The sequence below is a fragment of the Brachybacterium sp. ACRRE genome (assembly GCF_022346485.1).
GTDB lineage: Bacteria > Actinomycetota > Actinomycetes > Actinomycetales > Dermabacteraceae > Brachybacterium > Brachybacterium halotolerans.
The window spans coordinates 1-2,301 of the sequence record NZ_JAKRMO010000123.1 but is presented as its reverse complement, the minus strand read 5'-3'; the positions used below and the strand labels follow the sequence as shown (position 1 = coordinate 2,301).

The window sequence follows — 2,301 nt, the reverse complement described above, 5'->3', positions numbered from 1 at the left end:
GGCCATGGGCGGCGGCACCGACGCGGCGATCCAGGCCGCCGACATCACCCTGGTGCGCAGCGACCTGCGCTCCGCGGCCGACGCTGTCCGCCTCGCACGCCGTCGACGACCCCGCGGGCGCCGCGGCCGGGCAGGGCCTCGAAGCCGGTCGCCTCGGGCAGGTCGCCGATGCGCTCGCCGGCGCCGCGGGCGATGGCCTGGGCGATCGGGTGCTCGGAGGAGTCCTCGACGGCGCCCGCGCGGCGCAGCAGCGTCTCGGTGTCGACGCCGTCGGCCGGATGGACGTCGACCAGGGTCATGCGCCCGGTGGTCACGGTGCCGGTCTTGTCGAGGACCACCGTGTCGAGGTCGCCGGTGCTCTCGAGCACCTCGGGGCCCTTGATGAGGATGCCCAGCTGGGCGCCGCGGCCGGTGCCCACGAGCAGAGCCGTGGGGGTCGCGAGGCCCAGCGCGCACGGGCAGGCGATGATGAGGACGGCCACGGCCGCGGTGAACGCGGCCTCCGCTCCGTGCCCGGTGAGCAGCCAGACGACGAGCGTGACCAGCGCGATCCCCAGCACGATCGGCACGAACACGCCGGAGATCCGGTCCGCCAGGCGCTGCACCCGCGCCTTGCCGGACTGGGCGTCCTTCACGAGCTGCGCCATCTGGGCGAGCTGGGTGTCGGCGCCCACGCGGGTCGCGCGCACCACGAGCCGTCCGCCGCTGTTGACGGTCGCGCCGGTGACCGCGTCGCCCGCGGCGACCTCCTGGGGCACCGACTCGCCGGTGAGCATGGAGGCGTCCACGGCGCTGTGCCCGGAGACGACCTCGCCGTCGGTCGCGATCTTCTCGCCGGGCCGCACCACGAACTCGTCGCCCACCGCGAGGTCGCCGATCGGCATGCGCACCTCGGTGCCGCCGCGCAGCACGGCCACGTCCTTCGCGCCCAGATGGAGGAGGGCCCGCAGGGCGGCCCCGGCCTCGCGCTTCGAGCGCTTCTCGATGTACCGGCCGGCGAGGATGAACAGGATGACCCCGGCGGCGACCTCGAGGTAGATCGTGGAGGCGCCGTCGGACCGGGCGATGGTGAGGTCGAAGCCGTGGTGCATGCCCGGCATGCCGGCGTCCCCGAGGAACAGGGCGTACAGCGACCACAGGAACGCGGCCGTGGTGCCCATCGAGATCAGCGTGTCCATCGTCGCCGCGCCGTGGCGGGCGTTGATGAGCGCCGCGCGATGGAAAGGCCAGCCGGCCCAGACGATCACCGGTGCGGCGAGCGCGAGCGAGGCCCACTGCCAGGACGTGAACTGCAGCGCCGGGATCATGGCCAGGGCGATCACGGGGATCCCGAGCACGGCCGCGCCGATCAGGCGCGGGCGCAGGGTGACGAGCTCGGGGTCGACGGGTTCGACGTCGGAGGGTTCGGGGTCGGCGGGCCCCTCGCCGGCGGAACCGGTCGACGATCCCGGGGCGCCCGACGGACCGGCTGCGCCGGATCCCACAGGGGCCGACGGCGCGCGGCTCGAGAGCTCCCCGCCCGACGGCGCCGCGCCCGCGGGCACAGTGGCCGTGTATCCGGCCTTGGCCACGGTCCCCACCAGCACCTTGGGGTCGAGGTCCGCGGGGGCGGTGACCCTCGCGGACTCGGTCGCGAAGTTGACGCTCGCCTCCACGCCGTCGAGCTTGTTGAGCTTGCGCTCGATGCGGTTCGCGCAGGAGGCGCAGGTCATCCCGCCGATGTCGAGGTCGATCCCGCGCAGCGGACCGACGGCGCCGCTCGGCGTGCTGCGCGCATCGGAGTCGGCGGATGTCATCGAAGCTCCTTCGGGGCGGGATCGATTCGGGATGGGATCCGTTCGGGACGGGATCGGAGGGTGCGTGGGCGGCGGTGCGGGCCGGACCGGACGGCCGGCTCGAGGCACCGCCTCAGGTCGCCGCGTCAGCCGACGCGGCTGGCCTCGTACCCGGCCTCCTCGACGGCGGCGAGCACGGCGGTCTCGTCGATCGACTCGGGGCCGGTCACGACCAGACGGCCGGTCTCATGGCTGACCTCGATGCCCTCGACGCCGGGGACCTCGCCGACCTCCTCGCGCACGGACATCTCGCAGTGCCCGCAGGTCATCCCGGTCACCTGGAACTCGGTCGTGGTCATGGGCTCCTCCTCGGTTCGTGGGTGCCCGCTCGGGCACACCCCGAATCTATACCCCTAGGGGGTACAGGTGTCAACGGGCCCGGGAGGCCGTCCCGCCTCGGTCCGACCCAGCTCTCGGGTACCCTGCGGACACCCGTCCCCATCGACCCCGTCACGTCCGCCCCGTC

At 74.1% G+C, this 2,301-nt stretch carries 1 protein-coding gene and 1 pseudogene; both read right to left on the bottom strand.

From position 1 onward, the window contains the following. Positions 1–98 precede the first annotated feature (98 nt). A pseudogene (locus MHY49_RS18860) lies at positions 99–1,796 on the bottom strand (heavy metal translocating P-type ATPase); the annotation flags it as partial. A 125-nt stretch (positions 1,797–1,921) separates the two neighbouring features. Continuing rightward, positions 1,922–2,134, bottom strand: a complete 213-nt coding sequence (locus tag MHY49_RS18855) for a heavy-metal-associated domain-containing protein (protein WP_200501594.1) — start codon at positions 2,132–2,134, stop codon at positions 1,922–1,924. Between the last annotated feature and the right edge of the window lie 167 nt (positions 2,135–2,301).